At 65.1% G+C, this 21,844-nt stretch carries 8 protein-coding genes; 4 read left to right on the top strand and 4 right to left on the bottom strand.

Annotated elements, in window-relative coordinates:
* Positions 1-60: 60 nt before the first annotated feature.
* A complete protein-coding gene (locus OG225_RS21550) occupies positions 61-1,818 on the top strand; it encodes an ABC transporter ATP-binding protein (RefSeq protein ID WP_405176992.1) in 1,758 nt (585 codons plus the stop codon).
* A 69-nt stretch (positions 1,819-1,887) separates the two neighbouring features.
* On the opposite strand, the gene OG225_RS21545 is transcribed toward OG225_RS21550, so the two are convergent.
* On the bottom strand, positions 1,888-2,640 hold the full coding sequence (locus tag OG225_RS21545; protein ID WP_405176991.1) for a L,D-transpeptidase family protein: 753 nt from the start codon (positions 2,638-2,640) through the stop codon (positions 1,888-1,890).
* 193 nt (positions 2,641-2,833) lie between these two features.
* On the opposite strand from OG225_RS21545, the gene OG225_RS21540 reads away from it, so the two are divergent.
* Entirely contained in the window at positions 2,834-3,256 is a 423-nt protein-coding gene (locus OG225_RS21540; protein WP_216908411.1) for an ester cyclase, read from the top strand.
* A 43-nt stretch (positions 3,257-3,299) separates the two neighbouring features.
* On the opposite strand, the gene OG225_RS21535 is transcribed toward OG225_RS21540, so the two are convergent.
* Entirely contained in the window at positions 3,300-3,959 is a 660-nt protein-coding gene (locus OG225_RS21535; RefSeq protein ID WP_405176990.1) for a cyclodeaminase/cyclohydrolase family protein, read from the bottom strand.
* A 138-nt stretch (positions 3,960-4,097) separates the two neighbouring features.
* Between OG225_RS21535 and OG225_RS21530 the strand changes: the two genes are divergently transcribed.
* Complete coding sequence (locus OG225_RS21530; RefSeq protein WP_405176989.1) at positions 4,098-5,135, top strand: LLM class F420-dependent oxidoreductase; 1,038 nt, start codon at positions 4,098-4,100, stop codon at positions 5,133-5,135.
* Between the two features lie 63 nt (positions 5,136-5,198).
* Here OG225_RS21530 and OG225_RS21525 read toward each other — a convergent pair whose 3' ends face one another.
* Positions 5,199-5,537, bottom strand: coding sequence for an STAS domain-containing protein (locus OG225_RS21525; RefSeq protein WP_405183325.1), 339 nt, complete (start codon positions 5,535-5,537; stop codon positions 5,199-5,201).
* Between the two features lie 945 nt (positions 5,538-6,482).
* Entirely contained in the window at positions 6,483-7,238 is a 756-nt protein-coding gene (locus OG225_RS21520; protein WP_405176988.1) for an aspartyl/asparaginyl beta-hydroxylase domain-containing protein, read from the bottom strand.
* A gap of 1,488 nt (positions 7,239-8,726) precedes the next feature.
* On the opposite strand from OG225_RS21520, the gene OG225_RS21515 reads away from it, so the two are divergent.
* The gene (locus OG225_RS21515; RefSeq protein ID WP_405176987.1) at positions 8,727-21,842 is read left to right on the top strand and encodes an amino acid adenylation domain-containing protein; all 13,116 of its coding nucleotides are present in this window, start codon (positions 8,727-8,729) and stop codon (positions 21,840-21,842) included.
* The last annotated feature ends 2 nt before the right edge of the window (positions 21,843-21,844 follow it).

Below are 21,844 nucleotides of genomic sequence, written 5' to 3'. Positions count from 1 at the left end.
CAATGGAACAATTATGAGTAATACTCGGTTTCATGACTTGATCCTCGGAAGGAGGCGCCTGTGCAGCCCCCATCTCAACTTCGCCGGATACTCCGGCTCTTCGGTCCCTATCGCGCCAGGCTGATGTCGGTCGCCGGTCTCGTCGGCCTGTCGTCGGTCGTGGCACTCGCCTCGCCGTTCATGTTGCGCGCGGTTCTCGACGACGCCCTGCCGCACGGCCGTACCGGCCTGCTGACCCTGCTCGCCGCGGGCATGGTCGCGGTCGCGGCGCTGACCAGCGTGTTCGGCGTCCTGCAAACCTATATCTCGACCACTGTCGGCCAGGACGTCATGCACGACCTGCGTTCGACGGTCTACGCCCGGCTGCAACAGATGCCGCTGGCGTTCTTCACCTCGACTCGCACCGGTGAGGTGCAGTCCAGGCTCGCCAACGATATCGGCGGCATGCAGTCCACCGTCACCTCGACGGCGACCTCGCTCGTCTCGAATTTCACCACCGTCCTTGCCTCGGTCGTCGCCATGGTGGCGCTGGACTGGCGACTGACTCTGGTCTCGCTGATGATGTTGCCGCTGTTCGTGTGGATCAGCCGCCGCGTCGGCGACGAACGTCGCAGGATCACCGGGCAGAAGCAGCGTCAGCTCGCGTCCATGTCGGCGATCGTCGAGGAATCGCTGTCGGTCAGCGGCATTCTGCTCGGCCGCACGATGGGCCGCTCCCCGGCGCTCGTCGACGATTTCGCGCGGGAATCGCGCGGGCTGGTCGACCTGGAGATCCGCGCGAGTATGGCGGGCCGCTGGCGGCAGTCGACGATCCAGATCGTGCTCGCCGCCATGCCCGCGATCATCTACTGGGTGGCCGGGCTGACGGTCGCCACCGGCCATCCGCTGGTCTCGATCGGCACCCTGGTCGCGTTCACCACCCTGCAAGCGGGACTGCTGAGGCCCATGGTGCAGCTGCTCTACACCGGGGTGGAAGTGCAGAGTTCCTTGGCCCTGTTCGGGCGGATCTTCGAATACCTCGATCTGGAACCGGATATCGAGGAGCCCGCGCGGCCGACGCCGCTGGCCCGTCCGCGCGGCGAGGTGCGTTTCGAGAACGTCGACTTCTCCTACACGCCGGGCGAGCGCGCGGTACTCGACGATATCGATATCACCGTCGCGCCCGGATCGGGTCTGGCCGTCGTCGGCGAGACGGGATCGGGTAAGACGACGCTGGGTTACCTGGTCGCCCGGTTGTACGACGCGACATCGGGGCGGGTGACGATCGACGGCATCGACGTGCGCGACCTGTCCTTCGCCGATCTCGCGGCCGCCGTCGGGGTCGTCTCGCAGGAGACCTACCTGTTCCACGCCTCGGTCGCCGACAACCTACGGTTCGCCAAACCCGACGCCACCGACGCGGAACTGCACGCGGCGGCCCGTGCCGCGCAGATCCACGACCATATCGCCGCACTGCCCGCGGGCTACGACACCATGGTGGGGGAACGCGGCTACCGGTTCTCCGGCGGCGAGAAACAACGTCTCGCGGTGGCGCGGGCGATCCTGCGCGATCCGCCGATCCTCATCCTGGACGAGGCGACCAGCGCGCTGGACACCCACACCGAACGTGAGGTGCAGGCCGCCATCGACGCGCTGTCGACGGGACGCACCACCATCACCATCGCCCACCGGTTGTCGACGATCCGCGGCGCGGACCAGATCGTGGTTCTCGATCACGGCCGGGTCGCCGAACGCGGCACCCACCAGGAATTGATGAGCAAGGGCGGACACTACGCCGAACTCGTCGCCCGCGACCAGACGGTGCTCACCGCCGCGTGAGAATCGAAAGTGCGCGCACACCACGAGGATCGGCGGCACGCGAGCGTTCGCCGATCCTCGTCGGAGTACTCACCAGTGCAGTGTCACCGGATCGCCGACGCCGACGTTCTGGTAGTACCAGGCCGCGTCCTCCGCGGACAGGTTCACGCATCCGTGGCTGACGTTGGCATAGCCCTGCGAATCGACAGACCAGGGCGCGGAGTGCACGAATACCCCACCCCAGGTGAGCCTTTCGGCGTACTCGCCGTTGATGTAGTAGCCTTCCGCGGAATTCAGCGGAATGCCGATGGTGCGGGAGTCGAAGACCACGGAGCGGAACTTCTCCAGCACGGGATAGGTGCCGACCGGCGTCTCCCATCCGGGTTTGCCGAACGAGGCGGGCATGACCCACTGCACCTTGCCGCCGACACTGACGGTGAAGGTGTGCGCGGACATGTCGCCCTCGGCCACTACGCCCGCGTTGGTGGTGAACTCGCTGCGCGAATTGCCGAATTGCACGGTGATCGGCGAACGCGCGGGCAGGAATTCATCGGGCGTCCACGTCAGTTCGGTGTCACCGACCCACGAATACGTGCCCGCGAGCGGTCGGTTGGCACTCACTCCGAGTTTGCTCTCGGCGCGGGCTCGGTCGGCGACGGGAGCGGCGAAACGGACGGTCACGGGATGCGCGATACCTACCGTCTGACCGACCGCCGGCGAAATCGCCGCAACCGTGTCCACCGGAGGTTTTCCGATCAGTGTCGCTGCCGCCGCACCGGACCCGAAGGTGGCCAGAGCGATGACCACCGAGGCGAGGAACATTTGTCTTAATGCGCCCCTCATAGATATCCACCCCTTTCGAGACGGGTGTGGTAGGCGGAAATTCAGTCTACGTCAGCATGATCAACACCGTCGACCCGAACGTGACAGTCCTGTTTCAGATTTGCGAACGCCAGGGGTCGATCGGTGAACTTGACCCTGCAACCCCGCCCGAACAAGGATGAAACACGGTCGTTCGTATCGAGGGGAGTGGGAAGTGGATCCGGACGCGGTGACCGGTGTACAGCGTCGAGTTCAGCAAGCGTGGAGCACACAGCGATGGGAAGACTGGGCGGACACCTGCGCGCGGGACTATCTCTTCGACACCGGCATCGGCTACCGGATGAATCAGGAGGAGACGCTGCGGTGGAGCCGCGCCTGGTTCTACGCGTTCCCCGACTACACCGAGGAAGTCGGCCACGTGCACGCCACGCGATCCTCGGTCGTCTACGAACTGGTCGGCCGCGCGACCGCCACCGGCGCCTTCGTCCTCGACGGCAAGGTGCTGTTACCCGCCACCGGTAATCCGTTCGAGTTGTCCTACGCGAAAGTTCTCGAAGTGGACGAATGGGGCATGGTCACCCGCGATCGCCAATATCTGAACCAGGCGTCGCTGCTCCTGCAACTCGGACTGGGCTGACCGGGATCCTTCGTTCGGCCCCGGTGTGATCCGGCTGGTCCGCTCAGCCCCGGACGACGTGCAGGACGTCCGCGTGCAGGGCGTCGGCGCGGGCGCAGATCTCATCGATGCGCAGCAGGGTCGGGGCGAAACGGTCACCGTGCTCGGCGGGCAGCGAGGCCACATTGATCTCGATATTGAGCTGGGAACTGGTGGCGGCGGCGCGGGCGGCGTCGGCCGCCGCTCCGATATCGGTCACCACGTTCGGGTTGCCGATCGGCAGCAGTTCCGCGGCCAGTGACAGCACCTCGTCGGCTTCGTCGACGACGGCGGCGGGCACCCGCGCGGCCTCGATCAGCGCCACCGTGATCGCCGCGGTGCGGGCGGTGGCCTCGGCCTCGGTGGTCTTCGGCAGTTTGTAGGCGTTTCCGACCGCGGTGAAGGCGGCGGCGTCGGCGTCGGCCAGGGCGAGCGCGCGTTCGCGGGCGGCGTCGGCGGCGTCGATGAGGCGATCCACGACGGGGCGATGCTCGGCGTCCTTGGCCCTGGTCGTGTAGCGCGCGACCATCGCGACCAGCGCCGCGCCCTGTGCCGCGTGCAGTGCCGCGACCGCGCCGCCACCGGGCGCGGGAACCTTGGCGGCCAGCTCGGACAGGTACTGCGCGAGGGCGACCCCGCCGAAGGAGGACGCAGTGTCCTGGTACGACGTGCTTGACTGCGACACGGGGTTGTTGCCTTTCGTTCTGCGACGCGGACGCTACAGCTTCAACCTACCGGGTCGCGCGCCGCGAGCGGCCCGCGCCGGGGTGTTCGGGCCGTGCCGATGCGGGCTCTGCCCGTAGCTGCGGTTATGTTCAATGCCATGCGGATCGGATTGAGCATCAACTACTCGGGGGGCTTCAAGGAGGCAGCGGCCGAGGTGGCCGATTTGGAGCGCGCCGGACTCGACGTCGTGTTCGTTCCCGAGGCCTACTCCTTCGACGCGGTCAGCGCGCTCGGCTACCTCGCCGCCAAGACCGAGCGTCTGCAACTCGCCTCGGGCATCCTCCAGATCTACACCCGCACGCCGAGCCTGACCGCGATGACGGCGGCAGGCCTGGACTTCGTGTCCGACGGCCGTTTCCTACTCGGCCTCGGCGCCTCCGGGCCGCAGGTCATCGAGGGTTTCCACGGCGTCGCCTACGACGCGCCGATCGGGCGAACCAGGGAACTGGTCGAGATCTGCCGCAAGGTGTGGCGCCGGGAGAAACTCGAATACCAGGGCAAGTACTACCAGGTCCCGCTGCCCGCCGAGCGCGGCACCGGCCTGGGCAAACCGCTGAAGCTGATCAACCACCCGGTCCGCGAGCGCGTCCCGGTGCTGCTCGCCGCCCTCGGCCCCAAGAACGTCGAGTTGGCCGCCGAGATCGCCGAGGGCTGGCAACCGATCTTCTTCCTGCCGGAGAAGGCCGGGGAGATCTGGGGCGAATCCCTCGCCGCAGGCCAGGCCAAGCGCGACCCGATCCTCGGTGACCTGGATGTTTTCGCGGGTCCGGCGTTGGCCATCGGCGAGAACGTGACACCGCTGCTGGAATTCGTCAAACCACACCTCGCGCTCTACATCGGCGGAATGGGCGCGAAAGGCAAGAACTTCTACCACAACCTGGCCACCCGATACGGATACGGCGCCGAAGCCGACCGGATCCAGGAGCTCTACCTGGCGGGCAAGAAAGAAGAGGCCGTCAAGGTCGTGCCCGACCAGCTGGTGCGCGACATCTCGCTGGTGGGTCCGGCCGGGTACGTCAAGGAACGGATCGCCGCGTTCCGCGAGGCCGGTGTCACCGTGCTGAACGTGATGCCGATGGCCGCCACCCCCGCCGAACGGGTGAAACTGATCGAGGAACTGCGCTCGCTCGTCTGATCCGCACGTGAACAACGAGGCCGCCCCGGATTCGACCGGGGCGGCCTCGATTCGTTCGGTGGGTCAGCTGCCCCGCACGCTCTCCAGCGCCGCTTCCAAGGTGGAATGCAGCGCGAAGACCTGATCCAGGCTGGTCATCTTGAGCTGGCGACTGGTGGCTGGCCCCTCGGCGACGACCGCGATGGTCGTGGCCTCCCCGGCCCGCTGATGCGCGGCGACCAGGGCCGCCATCCCCGCCGAAGCCAGGAAACTGACCCCGGACAGGTCGATGATCAGGGTGCCGGGTTTGGTGGCGAGCACACCCTCGATCGCCGTCTCCAGCGCGGGCGCCGTCGCCAGGTCGACCTCGCCGGCCACCGTCAGCACCGTCGCACCGTCGTGCGTTGCGACGGAGGTATTCATCGTGTCCGCGAGGGGATACGCGTCTCCGGAAGTGTTGGTCACACCTCAACAACACACAAAACGCGGCAAATGCGCAACTTCGATGTGTTCACAGCGCTGACCATAGCTCGTTTTCGGGGCGGATTGTCCAGTCGGCGGCCGTCCTGCCAGCGGGTGAGGCCGTGCGGGTGCGAGGGGATGTGCCTCACCGGTGAGGACCGAAACCGCCTCGGCCAACTCGACCAACGACGCACGGACGTAGGTGAAGGTAGCCGAGCCGTGCCCGGGGTTTCCGAGGCTGTGGCCAGCGTAGGCGCGGGCGATGGCGGTGCCGAATTCTCGTTCGACCCAGGTGAGGGTGGTGTGGCGGATCCAGTGGGCGCTGATTCCGAGTGCGTCGGCCCATGGCAGGTGGGTGCGAAAGCGTGTCGAGAGTGTGTCGTAGCGGCGCCTCGAGATCGGCCGTCCGTTGCGTGAGCGCAGGACCCGATCCGACGCCTCCCCGCCGCGTTGAGCGGTGTGCTCGACCAGGCGTGTCATGAGTGTGGGGAGATGGGGTGCCATCGCACGACCCCGCCCTTCCGTCCCCGCCGCTCCGGGCGAATTCGGCATCTCGGTGACGGTGAGCGGACACCCTGTCGCCGGAGTCGACCGGGGCAAATCGACACTCTAGACTCCACGAAAAACTGCCATCACGCAATGTCGGGCCGATGGGCGCGACGGACTGCCGATCGTCGAGGACAACTCACAGGCGGTCCAGGCCCGCTCGACTTTTCAGAATGCACGCAACTCGTGTCGACGCCGTGTCGACCACCGCCCGCGATCAGTGCCGAATGATGTTGTGGCTGACCGAATATCACCGGCTCAACATCCGCTACGAGCGCAAGGCGACGCACTGTTCAGCTTCCTCACCGTCGCCGGCGGCGAGAAACTCGCCAAAGCGAATAGACGACGTGAGACACGCTCCTATTTCCCATCAGAACGGCGGCCCGCTAGTAGCCGCTCGAAATCTTTCTCCCATTCAAGTTGGCGCTGCTTGCTGTTGGTGATGAATGGCGAAACCTGAATAGCTCGAAGTATGATCAGATTGACGACATTTGCGGGAAACCTCAACGGTCTGATGAAGTCCACGAACAGGACAACCCTGATATCGTCCGTATCGTTCCATGCCTCATGGTTGTAGGTGTCATCGAAAATCAGTGATCCTCCCTCCACCCAGGGGCGAATATCGTCGCCTACTCTGATTCTGCAACCTCCCTCCGGCCCTGGGATACGCAGACCCAGGTGGTACCGAAGGACTCCACTCCAAGGACCGGTATGCGCAGGTATGTGTTTCCCGGGAGACAAAATCGAGAAAAATGCGGTCTTGAGGCCGGGGATCTCTGCCAGAACACGGGCCGTGTCTGGGCAGCGGCCGAGATTCGCGTCGGAACGTTCCCCATACGCATAGAATATGTACGTCTTCCACTTATCATCTCGAGTCAACACGGTCTGTTCGACAGAGATATCTTGGAAATTCGGTAGATGGTCGCGATCTACCAGCAGTTCATCGAGCTCGGCGCGAATGAGTGACCCCTGCGCTTCGACGTGCTCGACCCATGGAAAGTTGTCAGGATCGAAGAACGTACCTTCGCCTACCCGAGATGATCTTCTCATCCAGTTCATCAGGCCGATTACCAGCCGAACAACTATTCGTTGGCCTATTGCTTGCAGTGCTGTCATGCCGATCTCTCTGTTCGCGTTCTTCGAGTCGAACTGATTCGAATGCCATCCGAATGGTAAGGATGATCCGAACCTGGGATGCGCGAAATTACAGTGCCCTGATGCGATGGGACATCAACAATTCATCTCTACGTTTTCGGGAAGTAACCGAAATTCCATCAGAATATTCCATAGCGACTCGCTAGACCTTCAACTGATTCACGGACTCGCAGTCTCGATTCATATTCCAGATCGTTTCGCCTCTCACACCGAACAACGCCGACACCAATGGTATTCGGACTGCGCACGGGATACTACGTACGAACCACACACACCTGCAACCCATTCCGATCAGCAGACCTCACCCACCGCCCAATTGCCGGTCAAGCCCGGCCATATAGACCAGCGGTGATTCATCCAGGCCGCCGAACGGTGTGACGAATCCCATTTCTGCGCGGTCGTCGAGACTGGATTCGGCACCCGCATTCGGTGCGGCAAGTCGGCGGTCGATGCCGTGATGGTAGTCAACCCGGTCGGCCCTCGGCCGATCGGGAAGCGATCGGAACAAGCGGTGCAACCATCCGAAGGTGGTCGAGTAGGTAGCCGGGTGGCTGAATGCGAAGTTCGCACTGACAGAGTGTCGACACGTCGCACACCAGCTGAAACATGATCTGCCGCAATGCAACTGATACACGGCAAGGGACGACATTGTCGGAGCCGAACCGGAACGTCAATGCCTGTAACACCTTCGGTGCGTCCATGTCGATCGTCGACATGGACCTACTCCCGTAATCGAGCGCGGTGGGATACCCGGAGGGGCACCCGCGGCGTCGAGACTCTGCGTGACCGGGAGCGGTCAATGGCTGGAACGGTGCGTTCCAGCCACGCTGCCTGCGAACCGTTCCGACGCATTCTGCGGCACTTCACGTGAGTTGACCGAACGAAGCCCATCGGATGGGATCGCCCGCAGACCAGCATCGAAATCGCGACGGGGTCACAATGCCCGAGTGGTCGATGCCGAGGACCCATTCTGTATCTGCGAGTTTCGCACGAGCGCGTCGGAGGCTGGCATCGGGAATCTGCGCGTGATCGGCAGAAGCCTGTTCCCGCAGGGGCGAATTGCCCCGATCGGGTGCCTCGGTGAAGGGGCGCGAGGTCGGTGATTCAGTCTGGGCGCGAGCCGCGGAGATCCGCTCAGTTGGTCGGCGGCAGCGGCAGTGACCACTGGAACTCCCTGTCCCGCAGATACTTCCCCAGGACCGATCGCCGAGGGCTCACCTTGTCCCGTGGTTCCCTGTGAACTGTCGCAGCAAGTGGGTGCGCCCCGATGTCGGTGTACGGAGACGGGGCGAACGGGTCCCGTTACTGGCTATTTCACGACCCGTACATCTTTCGCACATCTGCCGTGCACCACGCATTGGGCCGCTCCACGTCTATTACAGGAAGATTTCTCTGATTATCTATTCGCCTGCTCGTATGGTGTCGGGCGCAATTCTTGCCGAGGTGTGAATGTCTGAACAGAGTCACGTGCGTTGGGGGCTCATGGCTGGTCAGCTCGGAATGTGGCATGCGCAACAATTGCAGCCGGGCAATCCCGTCTTCAACATGGGCGAGTACATCGAGATTCGCGGCCCGGTGGACATCGCGCTGTTCGAAACCGCTGTGCGCACGACCGCCGGCGAAGTGGACTGCCTGCACCTGCGGTTCGAAGGCTCCGCCGACGAGGTTCCTCGGCAGTTCTTCGACCGGCGCCCCGACTGGACCTTCCACGTGCTCGACGTCAGTGCGGCAGCGGACCCGATGGCCGGTGCGCGGAGCTGGATGCTGGCCGATATGCGCCGTCCGGTGGACCTGCGGCACGGTGAACTGTTCACCGCGGCGATCTTCCGGGTGCGGCCGGATCTGTTCCTGTGGTACCAGCGCACCCACCACATCATCGGTGACGGCCTCGCCGGATCCCTGATCGCGGCCCGCGTGGCCGAGGTGTACTCGGCGCTGTCGGCCGGTCGGCCCGGCGTGGGCGACCCGCCGCCGTCGAGCACCGTACTGATGGATGCCGATGCGGCCTACCGGGTGTCGCCGCAATTCGGGTCGGACCGCGCGTACTGGGCGGAGCGGCTCTCGGGTCGGCCGCAGACGGTGAGCCCGAGTGGTGGCGAGCCTTCCGACACACCGCACCAGATGCGGCGGCACACGCTACCCATCGACCCGGACACCGCCGCCGGGCTGCGACGGTCGGCCCGCCGGTTGGGCACGAACATCTCCGGTATCTCGCTCGCGGCGAGTGCGGTCTTCCTGCATCGGGTCACCGGGCAGACCGACCTCGTCATCGGGGTGCCGGTACTCGGCCGGGACATCGGGCTGCGGAATGTGCCCGGAATGACGGCCAACATCGTCCCGCTGCGTCTGTGCGTACTCCCGGACGGGACCGTCGCCGACCTGGTGAAACAGGTCCACCGGGGTATGCGCGACGCGTTGCGGCACCAGCGGTACCGCTACGAGGACATGCTCCGGGACCAGAAACTCGTGGGTCGCGGCGGACTTTTCTCCCTGCTGGTGAACATTATCTCCTTCGATTACAACCTGACATTCGGCGACTATTCCAGTGCTGTACACGGACTCGGCGGAATCAATTTCAACGACCTGTCGATATCGGTTTATGACCGGGCCGCGGACAAAAGTCTGACGGTCGTCATCGATGCGCATCCCGACCTCTACGGCGACGCGGAAATCGAAAACATCGCCACGCAATTCCTGACCGTGCTGAATTGGCTGGCGGACACGGTGGCAGGGGACCGGCTCCACGAGGCCACCCTGATGAGTGCCGACGATCGTCGCCGGTTGGTGGCCGGATGGTCGGCAGTCGAGCACACCGCTCCCGCCGCGACACTGTGCGAGTTGTTCGAAGCGCGGGCGGCGAGCACCCCGAACGCGGTCGCGGTGGTGTGCGAGAACGTCGAAGTCGCTTACCGGCAATTGAATTCGCGGGCGAACCGGCTGGCCCGGCTGCTGGTCCGGGCGGGTGTCGGGCCGGAGCGGTTGGTGGCACTGGCGCTGCCCCGGTCGATCGACCTGGTCGTGGCGCTGCTCGCGGTGTTGAAGGCGGGAGGTGCGTATGTGCCGATCGACCCGGGATACCCGGCCGAGCGCATCGCTTTCACGCTGGCCGATGCTGTGCCGCAAGTTATTGTGACGCAACAGAATACGATTGTAGTGCCGCCCGGGCTCACGACGGTGTTCATCGACGCCGAGGAGACCACGGCCGCGCTCGCCGGTTTCGCCGATTCCGACCTCGGTGCGGCGGACCGCGCGGGCACGTCGGCGCCGGAAAACCTCGCCTACCTGATCTATACCTCCGGATCCACCGGCACCCCGAAGGCGGTGGCGGTGAGCCACGGCAATGTGGTGCGTCTGTTCACCTCTGTCGAGAACCGGTTCCGGTTCGGCGCCGACGATGTGTGGACCGGATTCCACTCCTTCGCGTTCGACTTCTCGGTCTGGGAGCTCTGGGGAGCGCTGCTCCACGGCGGACGCCTGGTCGTGGTACCGCTGGAGGTGGCGCGTTCGCCCGCCGACTTCCTGGAACTGCTGGTGCGCCAGGGCGTGACCGTACTCAATCAAACACCGTCGGCCTTCTATCAGCTGATGGCCGCCTGCGCCGACCGTCCAGACCTCGAGCGGGCACTCGCGTTGCGGCAGGTGGTCTTCGGTGGCGAGGCACTCGACCCGGGGCGGCTCGAAGGGTGGTATCGACGCCACCCGGACAACGTGCCGCAGCTGGTCGACATGTACGGCATCACTGAAACCACCGTGCATGTCACCTGTGCCGCGCTGAACGGGGCGAGTTCCGCGCGCTCGATCGGAGTTCCGCTTCCCGACTTGCGCACCTACGTTCTCGACCCGAGTCTGCGGCTGCTGCCCCCCGGCGTCGACGGCGAACTCTACGTGGCGGGAGCGGGTCTGGCGCGCGGGTACCACCACCGGGCGGCCCTGACCGCGGGACGTTTCGTCGCCGACCCCCTCGGTCGGCCGGGCGAAAGGATGTACCGCACCGGGGATCTCGCCAGATGGCGGGCCGACGGCACCCTGATGTACAGGGGCCGGGCCGATGATCAGGTCAAGATCCGCGGCTTCCGAATCGAACTCGGTGAGGTCGAGGCGGCGGTGCTGTCGCATCCGTCGGTGGCCCAGGCCGCGGTGGTACCGCGCGAGGACCGCCCCGGCGACACCCGCCTTGTCGGCTACGTCGTACCTGTCGACCCGACGGCCCCGCCGTCGCCCTATGAAATCAATACCTTTGTAGCACAACGTTTGCCACAGCACATGGTGCCGTCGGCCGTGGCGGTGCTCGAGGTGTTGCCGCTGACGGTGAACGGGAAACTCGACCGTCGGGGCCTGCCCGCCCCGGATTACCCGACCGATGGGACCGGGCGCGGTCCGACCTCACCGCGGGAGGAGATCGTCTGCGCGGTCTTCGCCGAGGCGCTCGGTGTGCCCGAGGTCGGGGTCGACGACAACTTCTTCGAGTGGGGCGGCCACTCGATGATGGCGGTGTCGCTGGTGGAGAGGTTGCGCGACCGCGGTCTGCGCGTGGATGTGCGGTCCCTGTTCCGTCGTCCGACACCCGCGGCGCTCGCGGCGGCCGCAGGGGCCGAGGACGTGGTTGTCCCGCCGCGCGGATTCGCGCCGGGAAGTACGGCGATCACGCCGGAGATGCTCCCGCTCGTCGAGTTGACCGGCGCCGAACTCGAAACCATCCTCGCGCGGGTGCCCGGCGGGGCGGCGAACCTTGTCGACATCTACCCGCTCGCTCCGTTGCAGGAAGGTATCCACTTCCATCATGTGATGGCGCGCGGCAGCGGCGCGGACGATGTGTACGTCATACCCGCTGTGCTGCGGTTCGATTCGGGCGAACGGTTCGATTCTTTCCTCCTCGCGCTGTCACGAGTCGTCGAGCGCCACGATGTGCTGCGCACCTCGGTGATGTGGGAGGGGTTGCGCGAACCGGTTCAGGTCGTCACCCGGGCCGTGACCGTTCCGGTGACGGCGATCGAGCCGGATATCGTAGCGGTGGGCACGGACCCCGTCGAACAGCTCATCGCGGCCGGTCCCACGTCGATGGATATCGGCCTGGCCCCGATGCTGCACGTATCCGTGGTGCCCGAGCCGGGGTCCGCGCGACGGTTGGCGCTGGTGCAGGTCCACCATCTGCTCCAGGACCTCACCTCGCTCGAGATCGTCCTCGGAGAGGTCGCGGCGTTCATGAGCGGCGAGGAAGGCGCGCTACCCGAGCCGATCCCGTACCGCGACTTCGTCGCCCACACACGTTCGGTCGGCGTCGACGAGCAGCGCCGGTACTTCTCCCGTCTGCTGGGTGACCTGAGCGAGACCTCGCCCGCGTTCGGGGTTTTCGATATCCGCCAGGACGGTTCGGGCATCACCGAATCCCGTCGCGCCATCGCCGCGGAACCGGCTCGGCGGATCAGGGAACAGGCCCGCCGCCACAGGGTCGGCCCGGCCGCCCTCTTCCATCTGGTCTGGGCGCGAGTGCTGGCCGCCGCGAGCAGCCGCGACGACGTGGTCTTCGGCACGGTGCTGTTCGGTCGCATGAACGCGGGCGCAGGCAGCGACCGCGTCCCCGGCCTGTTCATCAACACCCTGCCGGTGCGTATCGACATCGCCGGCACCGGCATCGGCGACGCCCTCCGTCGCGTTCAGGAACAACTGGCCGACTTGATCGTTCACGAACACGCACCCCTATCCCTCGCCCAGCAAACAGGCGACCTGCCGCCGGGCATGCCACTGTTCACCTCGCTGCTGAACTACCGGCACAGCGACCACCTCGCGCACGGTTCGACCGGCGTGCTGGACGGCATCGAACTGCTGCGCACGCGGGAACGCACCAACTACCCCCTCTCGGTGATCATCGACGACACCACCGACGGGTTCGCCGTCACCGTCCAGGCCGCCGCCCCGATCTCCCCGGAGTGGGTCTGCGCCCTGATCGCCACCACCGCCGAACGGTTCGCCGACGCACTCGAAGCCGACGACACCGCACACCCGGTCGACCGAATCGACGTCATGGGCGCGGACGAGCGCGATATTGTTCTCGCTCAATGGAACTCGACCGCCCGAGATGTTTCCGTGGATGTGTTGCCCGTGCTGTTCGAAGCGCAGGTGGCCCGGACGCCGGACGCGGTGGCCGTCGTCTTCGAGGGAACCGAGATCTCCTACGCGGAGTTGAACGCGCGCGCCGATCATGTGGCCCGGCATCTGGTCGAAAATGGCGTGGGACCTGAGGTTTTCGTCGCGCTCGCACTGCCGCGATCGGTAGAACTTGTCGTCGCTTTGCTGGCGGTTCTCAAGGCCGGTGGCGCGTATGTGCCGATCGATCCGGAATACCCCGCGGACCGCATCACTCGACTGCTGGACGATGCCGCGCCCGCCATCCTGATCGCCGAACCGGAAACTCTTGTCGAAGTGCCGATCCCGGTGGGAACGAGGAACCTGTCGTTCGACGCCGTGCGCGATGTCGAACCGCGCGCCGTTACCGACCTGATCCGAGCCCTACTACCGGACCACCCCGCCTACGTCATCTACACCTCCGGCTCCACCGGGCGGCCCAAGGGCGTCGTCGTCACGCACCGAGGAGTCCCGAACCTCGCGGCGGATCACATCGCCCGGCTGGCCATCGGCCCGAACAGCCGCCTCCTCCAGTTCGCGTCCCCGAGTTTCGATGCCTCCGTCGCCGATATGTGGCCGGCCTGGCTGGCCGGGGCCGCCCTCGTCCTGGCCACGAAGGAGAACCTGACACCGGGAGCTCCGCTGGCCCGCCTGGTGACCGAAACCGGCGTCACACACGCGACGCTGACCCCCGCGGTATTGCCCGTCCTCGCCGCCGACGGCGGACTTCCCCCCGGTCTGACGCTCATCATCGCCGGTGATGTCTGCACCGAGGAAACCGCGCGACTGTGGTCCCGAGATCGGTTGATGCTCAACGTGTACGGGCCGACCGAAGCGACCGTCGCGTCCTTGGCCAGTGCGCCGCTCACCGGATCAGCGGGTGTTCCGCCGATCGGCCACCCGCTGTGGAACACGCGGGCCTACGTGCTGGACGCCGCGCTGCGGCCGGTGCCACCCGGCGTCACGGGTGAGCTGTATCTGTCCGGGGTGCAATTGGCCCGCGGCTACCTCGACCGGCCCGGTGCGACCGCCGAGCGGTTCGTGGCACACCCGTACGGTGCGCGGGGCGAGCGAATGTATCGCACCGGTGACCTCGCGGTGCGTGGGCTGGATGGTGCGGTGACGTATCAGGGTCGTGTTGATGATCAGGTGAAGGTGCGTGGTTTTCGGGTCGAGTTGGGTGAGGTGGAGTCGGCTGTGTTGTCGCATCCGTCGGTGGGGCGGGTTGCGGTGGTGGTGCGTGAGGATGTGCCGGGGGATAAGCGTTTGGTCGCCTATGTCGTGGCTGCTGATCCGGCGGTGCCGCCGGTGCACGGTGAGGTGAATACTTTTGTGGCGAAGCGGTTGCCGCAGTACATGGTGCCGTCGGCGGTGGTAGTGGTCGATGAGTTGCCGTTGACGGTGAATGGGAAGTTGGATCGGAAAGCATTACCCGCGCCTGATTTCGGTGTGCGGGCTGGGGTGGGTCGTGGTCCGGTGTCGGTGGTGGAGGAGATTTTGTGTGGTGTGTTTGGTGAGGTGTTGGGTGTTTCGGGTGTGGGGGTGGATGAGAGTTTCTTTGATTTGGGTGGTCATTCGTTGTTGGCGACGCGGTTGGTGTCGCGGGTTCGGGTGGTTTTGGGTGTGGAGTTGTCGTTGCGGGTGTTGTTCGATGTGCCGACGGTGGCGGGGTTGGCAGGTCGGTTGGGGGAGGTGAGTGGTTCGTCGCGTGAGCGTTTGGTGGCGGGTCCGCGTCCTGATGTGTTGCCGTTGTCGTTTGCTCAGCAGCGGTTGTGGTTTCTGTCGGAGTTCGAGGCGGCGAACACCGTCTACAACATTCCCTTGGTGTTGAGGTTGACCGGTCTACTGGATCGCTACGCCCTGGGGGCGGCATTGGGCGATGTCGTCGGTCGGCACGAGGTGTTGCGAACGCTGTATAAAGCTACGGATGGTGTTGCTTACCAACAGATTCTGTCTCCGAATTCAGTGAGCGTGGATTTGCCGGTGATCGATGTCGTCGAATCCGGGCTGTCCGAGAAGATAGTCGAGGCGTCGGCGTTCGTTTTCGACCTGTCGGTGGACCTGCCGTTGCGTGCGTCGTTGTTCCGGGTGGGTCCGCAGGATCACGTGTTGGTTCTGGTGGTGCACCATATCGCTGCGGATGGTTGGTCGATGGTGCCGTTGGCTCGCGATGTGGCGGTGGCGTATTCGGCCAGAATTGCCGGGCGCTCTCCGGGGGACCTCGGCGGGGATGCGTCGTGGGTGCCGTTGCCGGTGCAGTACGCGGACTACACGCTGTGGCAGCACGAATTGCTCGGCACGAGTGGTGATCCCGCGAGTGTGCTGTCGAGGCAACTCGCGTATTGGCGTGAGAACCTGGCGGGTGCTCCGGAGGAGTTGGTGCTACCGGTCGATCGTTCTCGCCCAGTCGTTGCGAGCCATGTCGGTGCGCAAGTGGATCTGCGGGTCGGTGCCGCTCTTCATCGGGGTTTGGTTGATCTGGCGAGGTCCGAGGGTGTGACGGTGTTCATGGTGTTGCAGGCGGGTGTGGCGGTGTTGCTGTCGCGTCTGGGGGCGGGTTTCGATATTCCGATCGGTACTCCGGTGGCGGGTCGTACGGACGAGGCGCTCGATGATCTGGTCGGTTTCTTCGTCAATACGTTGGTGATTCGGACCGATCTGTCGGGTGATCCCACCTTCAAATCGGTGTTGGGTCGGGTTCGTGAGGCGAGTTTGGGGGCGTTGGGGCATCAGGATGTGCCGTTCGAGCGTGTGGTGGAGGAGCTTTCTCCGACGCGTTCGTTGGCTCGGCATCCGTTGTTCCAGGTGATGCTGACTGTGCAGAACACTGGCGAGGTCTCGTTGGAGTTGCCGGGCGTGGCGGTTTCCCAGGTGGGGGTCGGTGTGGTGGCGGCGAAATTCGATCTGGCCTTCACCTTCGCCGAGAACATCACCGCTGCTGTTGGTGCCGATGACAACGCGAGTGCGGGCGGCAACGCGGGCATGGGTTCGATTGGCGGTGTCGATGCGATCAACGCTGCCGGTGTCCGTGCCTTTACCGACCCCGGTGCAGTTGCCATCGGAGGTACCGGTGCGCGAACGACTTCCGGCGGCGTTGACGATGCCGGTGCGGTCGCCGACGTGGGTGCCGTGCGGAGCGGAAGTGCGACAGGTCTGTCGGGCTCATTGGTGTACGCGACGGATTTGTTCGATGCGGTGACCGCCGAGGCGATGGCGGTCCGTCTGGTGCGAGTTCTGGGTTCGTTGGTCGCCGATCCGGATATTCGGGTGGGTCGGGTCGATGTATTGGACGCCGCCGAGCGGGAGACGATCTTGTCCCGGTGGAATGCCACGACTCGTGAGGTCGCGGCGGCGACGGTGCCGGAGTTGTTCGAGGCTCAGGTGGTGCGTGATCCGGCTGCGATCGCGGTGGTGTGTGAGGGGACGGTGCTGAGTTATGGGGAGTTGAATTCGCGGGCGAATCGTCTGGCGCGGTTGTTGGTGGAGTGGGGTGTCGGTCCGGAGGTGTCGGTGGGGGTGTGTGTGGCGCGGTCGGTGGAATTGGTGGTGGTGTTGTTGGCGGTGCTCAAGGCAGGTGGGGCGTACGTGCCGGTGGATCCGGAGTATCCGGTCGAGCGTGTGGGGTCGATGTTGGGTGATGCGGGTGTGGGGGTTGTGGTGGTGGGGGAAGGGGTGGTGTCGGAGGTTCCGGCGGGGGTGTCGGTGTTGTCGTTGGGGTCGTCGGGGCAGCGGCTCGCCGAGTTGGGGGATTCGGATCTGACGCCGATCGAGCGGGGCGTGTTGTCGGCTGATCATCCGGCGTACGTGATCTTCACCTCGGGATCGACCAGTCGTCCCAAGGGCGTGGTGGTGTCGCACCGTGGTGTGGTGAACCGGCTGGCCTGGATGCAGGAGAAGTATCCGCTCGGCGTGCCCGACCGGGTATTGCAGAAGACCCCCTCCGGTTTCGATGTTTCGGTCTGGGAGTTCTTCTGGCCGTTGTCACAGGGCGCGACACTCGTTGTCGCACGCCCGGGCGGACACCGCGAACCGGCCTATCTGATCCGGTTGATCCGCGCGCAGCGGGTCTCGGTCGTGCACTTCGTCCCGTCGATGCTGCAAGCGTTCCTGGAAGATCCCGGTGCGGCGACGTGTTCGGGACTGCGCGCGGTCTTCGCCAGCGGCGAGGCCCTCTCGGTGGAAGTTCGCGACCGATTCGTGGAGGCACTGCCCGGATCCTTGTTCTTCAATCTGTACGGGCCGACCGAGGCTTCCGTCGACGTGACCGCCGCGCTGTCGTCGGAGGAAACTCGGGGTTCGGCGGTATCGATGGGCGGCCCGGTATGGAACACCCGCGTCTTCGTTCTGGACGCGTTCCTGAACTCCGTGCCTGTTCGGGTGCCGGGGGAGCTGTATCTGGCCGGCGTGCAGTTGGCTCGTGGGTATGTGCGTCGTCCCGGTTCGACGTCGGAGCGGTTCGTGGCGAGTCCGTTCGGTGTGGGGGAGCGGTTGTATCGGACGGGTGATGTGGTGCGGTGGCGGGTCGATGGGGAGTTGGAGTTTCTGGGTCGTGTTGATGATCAGGTGAAGGTGCGTGGTTTTCGGGTCGAGTTGGGTGAGGTGGAGTCGGCTGTGTTGTCGCATCCGTCGGTGGGGCGGGTTGCGGTGGTGGTGCGTGAGGATGTGCCAGGGGATAAGCGTCTGGTCGCTTACGCCGTGGCAGACCTTGGGCCGACGTCGCCGGTGGAGTTGCGTGACCACGTGCGGCGGGTATTGCCGGAGTACATGGTGCCTTCGGCGGTGGTGGTCGTGGAGTCGTTGCCGTTGACGGTAAACGGGAAGTTGGACCGTAGGGCGTTGCCTGTTCCGGATCGTGCCGTCGAGGTGTCGGGTCGTGGTCCGGTGTCGGTGGTGGAGGAGATTTTGTGTGGTGTGTTTGGTGAGGTGTTGGGTGTTTCGGGTGTGGGGGTGGATGAGAGTTTCTTTGATTTGGGTGGTCATTCGTTGTTGGCGACGCGGTTGGTGTCGCGGGTTCGGGTGGTTTTGGGTGTGGAGTTGTCGTTGCGGGTGTTGTTCGATGTGCCGACGGTGGCGGGGTTGGCAGGTCGGTTGGGGGAGGTGAGTGGTTCGTCGAGGGTGCGTTTGGTGGCGGGGCCGCGTCCGGAGATTCTGCCTTTGTCGTTTGCTCAGCAGCGGTTGCGATTCCTGTCGGAATTCGAGAACGCGAACTCGGCGTACAACATTCCGCTTGTCCTGCGGTTGACCGGGACTCTCGATCGGGGCGGGTTGGTGTCGGCGATCCGGGATGTGGTCGGTCGGCACGAGGTGCTGCGGACGGTGTTCCCGTCGGTGGATGGTGTTGCCTGTCAACGGATTCTGCCGATGGAATCGGTGAGTGTGGATCTTCCGGTGGCGCAGGTCGTGGAGGGGGATTTGGCGGGCGCGATCGGCCAGGCGACTCGGGTGGTGTTCGACCTGTCGGTCGATTTGCCGTTGCGTGCGTGCTTGTTCCGGGTCGGTGCGGAGGATCATGTGTTGGTTCTGGTGGTGCACCATATCGCGGCGGATGGTTGGTCGATGGCGCCGTTGGCTCGTGATGTGGCGGTGGCGTATTCGGCCAGAATTGCCGGGCGCTCTCCGGGGAGCCTTGGTGGGGATGTACCGGGGTGGGTGCCGTTGCCTGTGCAGTATGCGGATTACACGTTGTGGCAGCACGAATTACTCGGTACGAGCAGCGATCCCGAGAGTGTGCTGTCGGAACAACTCACCTATTGGCGTGAAACGTTGGCGGGTGCTCCCGAGGAACTGGTGCTGCCGGTTGATCGTTCTCGTCCGGCTGTGGCGAGTCATGTTGGCGCGCAGGTGGATCTGCGGGTTGATGCCGCTCTTCATCGGGGTTTGGTTGATCTGGCGAGGTCCGAGGGTGTGACGGTGTTCATGGTGTTGCAGGCGGGTGTGGCGGTGTTGCTGTCTCGTTTGGGGGCGGGTTTCGATATTCCGATCGGTACCGCGGTGGCGGGTCGTACGGACGAGGCGCTCGATGATCTGGTCGGTTTCTTTGTGAACACGTTGGTGATTCGGACTGATCTGTCGGGTGATCCCACGTTCAGGGCCGTGTTGGGTCGGGTTCGTGAGGCGAGTCTGGGGGCGTTGGGGCATCAGGATGTGCCGTTCGAGCGTGTGGTCGAGGAACTCTCCCCGACGCGTTCGCTGGCCCGGCACCCGCTGTTCCAGGTGATGCTGGCTGTGCAGAATACGGGCGAGGTCTCGTTGGAGTTGCCGGGTGTGACGGTTTCCGGGTTGGAATTAGACGAGGTGGCGGCGAAGTTCGATCTGGCCTTCACCTTCGCCGAGAACAATGCGGCCGTTCATGCGGATGCGAGTGCTGGTGCCGCTGTGAACGCCGCTGGTGCGACAGGCTTGTCGGGTTCGCTGGTATACGCGGTAGACCTGTTCGACCGTATGACCGCGCAAGCGTTGGCAGGCCGTTTGGTGCGAGTGCTGCGGCGCGTGGTGACCGATCCGGATATCCGGATCGGTCGGGTCGGCGTGTTGGACGACGCCGAACGAGAGATGATCTTGTCCCGATGGAACAGCACCGCCCATGACGCGCCCGCCGCGACGATATCGGAGTTGTTCGAAGCCCAGGTGGCTCGTGATCCGGGTGCGATCGCGGTGGTGTGCGAGGGGATAGCGCTCAGCTACGGCGAGTTGAATTCGCGGGCGAATCGCTTGGCGCGGCTGTTGGTGTCGCGAGGCGTGGGGCCGGAGTCGTTGGTGGCGTTGGAATTACCACGGTCGGTGGACTTGGTGGTCGCCATCGTGGCGGTACTGAAGGCCGGTGGCGCGTACGTGCCGATCGACCCGGATTCCCCCGCCGAACGCGTCGCCTACATTCTTCGCGACGCGGACCCTGCCGTGCTGATCACCCACCAGGGCATGCCATCGCCGAGCGGCACCGACCTGCTGCCGACGGTGCGGATCGATGCGGATCAGACACTCACGGCCCTCGCGGAATTCGCGGACTCCGACATACGGGCGGATCACCGGGCAGTGACGTCGCGGCCGGAGAACGCCGCCTACGTGATCTACACGTCAGGGTCCACCGGCCGACCCAAGGGCGTCGCCGTTCCGCATGCCAATGTGGTGCGGCTGTTCACCGCCGCCGCCGAACATTTCCGCTTCGGCGCGGACGACGTCTGGACGGCGTTCCACTCCTTCGCCTTCGACTTCTCGGTCTGGGAACTCTGGGGTGCGCTGCTCCACGGCGGGCGCCTGGTCGTCGTACCGATCGACACGACCCGGTCGCCCGCCGATTTCCTCACGCTCCTGGTCGACGAGCGTGTCACCGTCCTCAACCAGACCCCATCGGCTTTCTACCAACTGCTGGCCGCGGCCGACCACACGCCGGAACTGGAACAGAGACTGGCGCTACGCACCGTGATCTTCGGTGGTGAGGCCCTCGACCCCGCCCGGCTCCGCGCATGGCACGAACGACACCGTGACACCGCGCCGCAGCTGGTCAATATGTACGGCATCACCGAGACCACGGTGCACGTCACCTACTCGGTGATATCGGAATCGAGTATCGGGCGGGAAGCGACCGCCGCGAGTTCGATCGGGGCGCCGCTCCGCGACCTGCGCACCTACGTGCTGGACGAGCACCTGCAACTCACGCCCTCCGGCGTCGCGGGTGAACTCTATGTGTCCGGCCCGGGGCTCGCGCGCGGATACCTCGATCGTGCCGCGTTGACCGCCGACAGGTTCGTCGCCGATCCGTTCGCCGCTTCCGGCGCACGGATGTACCGCACCGGCGACCTTGTCAGGTGGCGAGCCGACGGCACCCTCGTGTACCTGGGCAGGGCCGATGATCAGGTCAAGATTCGCGGTTTCCGCATCGAACTCGGTGAGGTCGAATCCGCTGTGCTGTCACATCCTTCGGTCGACAGGGCCGCAGCGATGGTGCGGGAGGATCGCGCCGGAGACAAACGCCTCGTCGCCTATGTCACGGCGGTCGACGGCTGTGGCGAGGTGGATTCGTCGCAGATTCGAGCGCACGTCGCCGGAGTGCTTCCCGCCCATATGGTTCCGTCCGCGGTGGTCGTTCTGGAAAGTCTGCCGTTGACCGTCAACGGGAAACTCGATCGGCGGGCGCTGCCGGCTCCCGATCGCCGGGCGGGTGCGTCCGGTCGAGAGCCGGTGACGGTGCAGGAGAAGATCCTGTGCGAGGTTTTCGCCGAGGTGCTCGGTGTGTCTCATGTCGCCCTCGACGACAACTTCTTCGAACTCGGCGGCCACTCACTCCTGGCCACCCGCCTGCTCAACCGCATTCGCGCGGTCCTCGAGACGGAAGTCCCTGTCGCCGCCTTCTTCGGAGCTCCCACCGTCGCCGGGGTGGCGACGACGATCGAGGAGAACCCGAACAGGCGGGCGCGGCCCGCGCTGCGCACGCGGTCGCGTTGACG

Origin of the sequence: Nocardia sp. NBC_01377, assembly GCF_045040005.1 — a bacterium.
Classification (GTDB): Bacteria; Actinomycetota; Actinomycetes; order Mycobacteriales; family Mycobacteriaceae; genus Nocardia; species Nocardia noduli.
The sequence above is the reverse complement of the archived record's forward strand: the minus strand, read 5'-3'. Positions and strand labels throughout refer to the sequence as shown.

What these genes read in the sequence shown, in the direction of transcription:
- OG225_RS21545 (WP_405176991.1), bottom strand. Translation starts at nt 2,640, where the DNA reads ATGAGGGGCGCATTAAGACAAATGTTCCTCGCCTCGGTGGTCATCGCT.
- OG225_RS21530 (WP_405176989.1), top strand. Translation starts at nt 4,098, where the DNA reads ATGCGGATCGGATTGAGCATCAACTACTCGGGGGGCTTCAAGGAGGCA.
- OG225_RS21525 (WP_405183325.1), bottom strand. Translation starts at nt 5,537, where the DNA reads ATGAATACCTCCGTCGCAACGCACGACGGTGCGACGGTGCTGACGGTG.
- OG225_RS21520 (WP_405176988.1), bottom strand. Translation starts at nt 7,238, where the DNA reads ATGACAGCACTGCAAGCAATAGGCCAACGAATAGTTGTTCGGCTGGTA.
- OG225_RS21515 (WP_405176987.1), top strand. Translation starts at nt 8,727, where the DNA reads ATGTCTGAACAGAGTCACGTGCGTTGGGGGCTCATGGCTGGTCAGCTC.